The organism is Mycobacterium sp. NGS33, assembly GCF_059812885.1.
On sequence record NZ_JCALDN010000010.1, the window covers coordinates 146,779 to 153,068 of the forward strand.

Consider the following 6,290-nt stretch of genomic DNA (forward strand, 5'->3'; position numbering starts at 1 on the left):
GGGCTAGCCACCGATCGCGCTCATCGGGCGGTCGGGCTGGATGAAGTTGGGGTCGTTGATGCCGTGTCCGGCGGGCTTGCCCCACATCGCGGTACGCCACGCCGCCTCGATCGCGTCGTCGGACCCGCCGCCGCGCAGCAGGCCGCGCAGGTCGGTCTCCTGTTCGGCGAACAGACAGCTGCGGATCTGGCCGTCGGCCGTCAACCGGGTGCGGTCACAGGCCGCGCAGAACGCGTGCGAAACCGAGGCGATGACGCCGAACTTCCCGCTCGGGGTGCCCGGGCCCGTGTCGACCAGCCAGAGCTCGGCGGGGGCCGAGCCGCGCGGCGCCGGGTCGGGGCGCAGCCGGAAGTGCGGGCGCAGGGCCGCCAGCACGTCGTCGGCGCTCAGCGCGGCATCCCGGCGCCACTGGTGCCCGGCATCCAGCGGCATCTGCTCGATGACGCGCAGTTGGTAGCCGTGCTCGAGGCAGAACCGCAACAGTCCCACCACGTCCTCGCGCCCGGTGGCGGGGTCGAGCACCGCGTTCACCTTCACCGGCGTCAGGCCCGCGTCGTTGGCGGCGGCCAGGCCGGCCAGCACGTCGGTGAGCCGGTCGCGGCGGGTGATGGCCGCGAAATGGCGCCGATCCACGCTGTCCAGCGAGACGTTGACGCGGTTCAGGCCCGCCGCCGCGAGCGCGGCGGCGCGCCGCGCCAGCCCGACACCGTTGGTGGTCAGCGAGATCTCCGGCCGGGGCCGCAGGGCGGCGGCCGCGGTGACCACCTCTTCGAGGTGGCGCGCCAGCAGCGGTTCGCCGCCGGTGAAGCGCACGCTGGTCACGCCCAGCCGGGTGACCGCGATGCGCATCAGCCTGGCCAGCTCGTCGGCGCTCAGCAGCTGCTCGCCGGGCAGCCAGTTCAGGCCCTCGGCCGGCATGCAATAGCTGCACCGCAGGTTGCAGCGATCGGTCAGCGAGACCCGCAGGTCGGTGGCGACCCGGCCATAGGTGTCCACCAGCGGCCCGGTGGCGGGAGCGTCGGCGGGCACGGCCGGGCCGTCGCGGCTCGGTACCGACGGGAGGCCCAGCGTCGTCAGCGTCATGCGGCCACCGGCGGGGCGTAGTGCACCGGCGAGCCGACCGGGACGATCTGCTTGCCCAGCGGCATCAACGACACCGGGATCAATTTGAGGTTGGCCAGCGCCAGCGGGAGGCCCACGATCGTGAGCGCCATCGCCGCGGCGCTGACCAGATGGCCGATCGCCAGCCACACGCCGAACAGCACCACCCAGATGACGTTGCCGATCAGCGCGGCGGACCCCGCGGTCGGCTTGTCCACGATCGTGCGCCCGAACGGCCACAGCGCGTAGGAGGCGATGCGCAGCGACGCGAAGCCGAACGGGATGGTGATGATGAGCAGGAAGCTGAGCAGCGCCGCAGCCAGGTACCCGACGGCCATCCACAGGCCGCCGAATATCAACCAGATGACGTTCAGGATCAGGCGCATATCTCCTCCGCGGGTATTACCAAGCGTACCGAGTGAGGAATAACGGGGGTGCTCGTTACCCGGGCATCCGAGTAGGATCAGACTCCTAATACGGCGTCCTGCGCAGGCGGGACGCTTATTGTGTTGGCGATTTCTATTGATCCGTTAGACAAGCAGGTGAGTCCAGTGCCGACGGGCAAGGTTAAGTGGTACGACGCTGACAAGGGTTTCGGCTTCCTGTCGCAAGAGGACGGCGAAGACGTCTACGTCCGCTCGTCGGCGTTGCCCGCCGGGGTCGAGGGCCTCAAGGCGGGCCAGCGGGTGGAGTTCGGCATCGCCTCCGGACGGCGCGGACCGCAAGCGTTGAGCCTCAAGCTGATTGAGCCGCCGCCCAGCCTCACCAAGACCCGTCGCGAGGCGCCGGCCGAGCACAAGCACAACCCCGACGAGCTGCACGGCATGGTCGAGGACATGATCACCCTGCTGGAAAGCACCGTGCAGCCCGAGCTGCGCAAGGGTCGCTACCCGGACCGCAAGACCGCCCGCCGGGTCTCCGAGGTGGTCAAGGCCGTCGCGCGGGAACTCGACGCCTGACGTCGGCTCGTTATTGAGCGACTATGGGAGCTATGGCTTCCTATATCGCGCAAGCGGGCGAATTCACCCGCGACACCAACTACATCAGCACCCGCATCACCGCCGATGGGCGCGACGGTTACCCCGTCGAGCCCGGCCGGTACCGGCTGATCGTCGCGCGTGCGTGCCCCTGGGCGAACCGCGCGATCATCGTGCGCCGTTTGTTGGGCCTGGAAAGCGTTCTCTCCATTGGCTTTTGTGGCCCCACCCACGACGAGCGCAGTTGGACGTTCGATCTCGATCCCGGCGGCGTCGACCCGGTGCTGAAGATTCCGCGGCTGCAGGACGCCTACTTCAAGCGGTTCCCCGACTACCCCAAGGGCATCACGGTCCCGGCGATCGTGGATGTGCCGACCGGGGCGGTCGTCACCAACGACTTCGCGCAGATGACGCTCGACTTCTCGACGCAATGGTCGGCCTACCACCGCGACGGTGCGCCCGAGCTGTATCCCGAGCACCTGCGCGACGAGATCGACGAGGTGAGCAAGCGGGTCTACACCGAGATCAACAACGGTGTGTACCGGTGCGGGTTCGCCGGCTCGCAGCAGGCCTACGAAGCGGCGTATGACCGGTTGTTCACCGCCCTGGATTGGGTGAGCGAACGGCTGACCGATCAGCGATTCCTGGTGGGCGACACCATCACCGAGGCCGACGTGCGGCTGTTCACCACGCTGGCCCGCTTCGACCCGGTCTATCACGGACACTTCAAATGCAACCGCAGCAAACTGAGCGAGATGCCGGTGCTGTGGGCCTACGCGCGCGACCTGTTCCAGACGCCGGGTTTCGGGGACACCGTGGACTTCGTCCAGATCAAGCAGCACTACTACATCGTGCACGCCGACATCAATCCCACCCGGATCGTGCCCAAGGGTCCGGACCTGGCCGGATGGCTGACCCCCCACGGGCGAGAAGCCTTGGGCGGCAAGCCCTTCGGGCAGGGAACGCCGCCCGGGCCGCCCGTCGACGGTGAACGCGTGCCGGCCGGCCACGGGGCTTGACGGTTTCTCCGCCGAACGTCGACTTGTTGGGCGCACAGTGGTGTTTCCCCCGACAAGTCCGCGTTCGCCCGAAAGGCGACCTCAGAAGGTCAGCCGCACCGACCATTCCGCGTGGGGCACGTCGTGCAGCTCCCCTGCGGGATCCACCGCCAACGTCAGCAGCTGCACGACGATCCCGGCCAGGCGCCCGCGATGCGGGTCGACCGAGGGGATCGTCACGGCGAAGCGGGTGCCGGGCCGAAAGAGGGTGCTGGTGGTATTCGTTGGGTCGTCGTAGACCTGCAGCAGCCGCCACGGTGCCCGGTAGATGGCGTCCGGCACCGAAAGCTGAATGGGGTAGCGCTCGGTGACCCGTAGCTCGCCCTGGTTCTGCGGCGACTCGCAGTCTTCGAGGTTGAGCACGTTGCAATACAGGTAGGGCCCCACCCGCGTCAGATGCCCGTGCGAATAGGCGCTGATCTCGGGGTGCTGCGGGCCGGAGCGCCCCACCAGCAGCCAGGTGCCCACCCCCGCGCCGGCGCAGAGCACGGCCACCAGGCAGGCGAGCAGCACGGCCACACCCCGCTTGCGTTGCGGTTTCACTCGGCGACCACCGCCGCGGCGCCGGCACCGCGGCGCTTGCCCTCCTGCTCGACCATGATTGGCCTGTTTCCTCCCAGGCCGGGAATCAGTGAGTTGCCGCGGAAGCTGACAAGCGTCTGCGCCAGGCCCAGGATGAGCAGCGCAGTGACCGCGGTGAAGCCGACCCACAGTTCGGTGTACACCAACACCCCCACCGCGCCGCCGAGGACCCACGCCAATTGCAGCGTCGACTCCGAGCGCCCGAAGCCCGAGGCGCGGGATTCCTCGGGCAGGTCGTTCTGCAGCGACGCGTCCAGGGACGCCTTGGCGATGGCGCTGGCGCCCGACGTGACCAGGGTGGCGATCACGGCCACCACCAGGTTGCCGGCCACCGCGGCGGCCAGCGCGACCGCGCTCACCGCCACCGTGCAGCGCACCACCAGCGCGGCGGGCCTGCCCAGCTTCAGGCGCGCGCTGGTGAAGTTGCCGACGAAATTGCCGATCCCGGCCGCGGCGCCGATCACTCCGAGCATGGCGACCTGGGCCCAGCCGTTGGCCTGATGCGCCTTGGCGACGAACGCGGGGTAGAGGAACAGGAAGCCGACCATGACCTTGATGGTGCAGTTGCCCCACAGCGAGGTGATGATGTTGCGCCCCAACGGTTGTCGAAGCGCCCCGCTGACTTCCTGGTGCCAGCTGCGCCGCAGCGGTTCGCTGTCCTGCCGGTAACTCAGGGTGGCGGGAACCTCGCCGGCGGTCACCTCGACCCAGCGCGGTATCCGCATGGACAGCATCGCGCCGGCGATCGTCACCGCGATCACCACGAACAACGCCCCGGGCAGCTTGAACAGGTGGGTGCAGACGAACTCGACACCACCGGCGATCGCGCCGCCGACGATGGTGCCGCCCAGCAGGCCGAACATGGTCAGGCGGGCGTTGACGCGCACCAGGTCGATGGTCGGCGGCATCACCCGTGGGGTCACGGCGCTGCGCAGCACGCTGAACGACTTGGAGAACACCATCATCGCGAGCGCACACGGATAAAGCACCCAGGACGGGAAGCTGCCGGTGGCGCCGTCGTAGTTCATGACCAGCAGCACCGCCAGCGCGGTGCGCAGGGCGAACGACGCGGCCAGCGCAGCGCGACGGCCGTGCTGCAGCCGGTCCAGCGCGGGCCCGATCAGCGGTGCGATCACCGCGAACGGCGCGATGGTGATCAGCAGATACAGGGCGACCCGGCCCTTGCTCTCGCCAGTGGCAGCGGCGAAGAACAACGTGTTGGCCAGCGCGACGGCCATCGCCGCGTCCACCGCGAAGTTGGCCACCACGGGCCACGTCAGCGCCGTCAGGCCGGACTTGTCGGCGCCGTCGGCCGTCGCGGCGCGCTGCACCATCCAGTACATGCGCGAACCCATTTCGCGGCTGCGCAGTGCCGCGGCGCGGGTGACGGTGATCCGCTCACCGGACGCCGGGCTACGCGGTGGCGCCTCGTTGCTGCGATTGCGCTCCGGCTGGTGGCCCAGCGGGGGCAAGTAGCGGTTGGCGCTCGGCATGGGCGACGGACGGCGGGCGCGCCGATCGGCATCGTCGCCCGCGGGGTAGTTGGCCGCGCCCGGATGTTGGGCGCTCTTGCGGGGCCGGCGGCCCGGCTGAGAGGCCACTCGGCCCGGGTCGTTTTGCCGCCGTCCAGACACGTCGCAATTCTCCCCTATGCCGCCTGGATGCGTCTGCAGGTAACGGGGCGTGGCTCGCCAACCTAGTATTGGAAACGCAATGCAGAAAGAAGACAGCGTGACCAGACCTATCGAGGCATCCGCCAGGTCGACCGGGGCCGACTGGCCCGAGGGGTTGGCGGCGGTGCTCACGGGCGCCGCAGACCAGGCCAGGGCCGCCGTCGTGGAGTTCAGCGCACCGGAGATGGTCGGCGACTACCTGGGCGTCGGCTACGAAGACCCGAGCAGCGCCACCCACCGCTTCCTGGCGCACCTGCCCGGCTACCAGGGTTGGCAATGGGCCGTCGTCGTCGCCGCCTATCCCGGCGCCGACCACGCGACCATCAGCGAGGTCGTGCTGGTGCCCGGGCCGACCGCATTGCTGGCACCCAAATGGGTGCCGTGGGACCAGCGGGTGCGGCCCGGCGACCTGAGCCCCGGCGACCTGCTGGCGCCCGCCGCCGACGATCCCCGGCTGGTTCCTGGCTACACCGCCAGCGGTGATCCCCAGGTTGACGAGACCGCCGCCGAGATCGGGCTGGGCCGGCGCTGGGTGATGAGCGCCGAGGGCCGATCGGACACTGCCGAACGCTGGCGCGCCGGCGATTACGGGCCCGACTCGCCGATGGCGCGGTCCACCAAGCGGGTGTGCCGCGACTGTGGCTTCTTCCTGCCGCTGTCGGGATCGCTGGGCGCGCTGTTCGGCGTGTGCGGCAACGAACTGTCGGCCGACGGCCACATCGTCGACAAGCTCTACGGCTGCGGCGCCCACTCGGACACACCCGCCCCGGCGGGCACCGGGTCGCCCGCGTACGAGCCGTACGACGACGGCCTGCTGGACGTCACCCAGACGCCGGTCGAACCGTCGGCCTCGCCTGAGGTGTCCGCCGAGACCCCTGCGGCGCCGGGGGAATCCGAGA

The 6,290-nt window shown here is 69.7% G+C and carries 7 protein-coding genes; 3 read left to right on the forward strand and 4 right to left on the reverse strand.

Going from position 1 to position 6,290, the window contains the following annotated elements:
- Positions 1-3: 3 nt before the first annotated feature.
- Both moaA and AC5Y5B_RS17320 read right to left on the reverse strand, forming a co-directional pair.
- Entirely contained in the window at positions 4-1,083 is a 1,080-nt protein-coding gene (gene moaA / locus AC5Y5B_RS17315; protein WP_500006001.1) for a GTP 3',8-cyclase MoaA, read from the reverse strand.
- Positions 1,080-1,487: a YccF domain-containing protein gene (locus AC5Y5B_RS17320; protein WP_112634941.1), complete on the reverse strand. Its 408-nt coding sequence runs from the start codon at positions 1,485-1,487 to the stop codon at positions 1,080-1,082. The genes moaA and AC5Y5B_RS17320 overlap by 4 nt, the downstream gene beginning before the upstream one ends.
- A gap of 165 nt (positions 1,488-1,652) precedes the next feature.
- Between AC5Y5B_RS17320 and AC5Y5B_RS17325 the strand changes: the two genes are divergently transcribed.
- Together AC5Y5B_RS17325 and AC5Y5B_RS17330 are read left to right on the forward strand one after the other, a co-directional pair.
- The gene (locus tag AC5Y5B_RS17325) at positions 1,653-2,060 is read left to right on the forward strand and encodes a cold-shock protein (RefSeq protein WP_007777168.1); all 408 of its coding nucleotides are present in this window, start codon (positions 1,653-1,655) and stop codon (positions 2,058-2,060) included.
- Positions 2,061-2,092: 32 nt separating this feature from the next.
- Positions 2,093-3,097 (forward strand): glutathione S-transferase family protein, encoded by a 1,005-nt coding sequence (locus AC5Y5B_RS17330; protein WP_112634942.1) that lies wholly within the window; start codon positions 2,093-2,095, stop codon positions 3,095-3,097.
- Between the two features lie 81 nt (positions 3,098-3,178).
- On the opposite strand, the gene AC5Y5B_RS17335 is transcribed toward AC5Y5B_RS17330, so the two are convergent.
- Both AC5Y5B_RS17335 and AC5Y5B_RS17340 read right to left on the reverse strand, forming a co-directional pair.
- A complete protein-coding gene (locus AC5Y5B_RS17335) occupies positions 3,179-3,679 on the reverse strand; it encodes a DUF2771 domain-containing protein (protein ID WP_500006002.1) in 501 nt (166 codons plus the stop codon).
- A complete protein-coding gene (locus AC5Y5B_RS17340; RefSeq protein WP_500006005.1) occupies positions 3,676-5,319 on the reverse strand; it encodes an MFS transporter in 1,644 nt (547 codons plus the stop codon). Before AC5Y5B_RS17340 ends, AC5Y5B_RS17335 begins: the two co-directional genes overlap by 4 nt.
- A 130-nt stretch (positions 5,320-5,449) precedes the next feature.
- Here AC5Y5B_RS17340 and AC5Y5B_RS17345 point away from each other — a divergent pair.
- Positions 5,450-6,290: DUF3027 domain-containing protein (locus AC5Y5B_RS17345; RefSeq protein ID WP_500006003.1), on the forward strand; the 841-nt coding region annotated here is incomplete at its 3' end.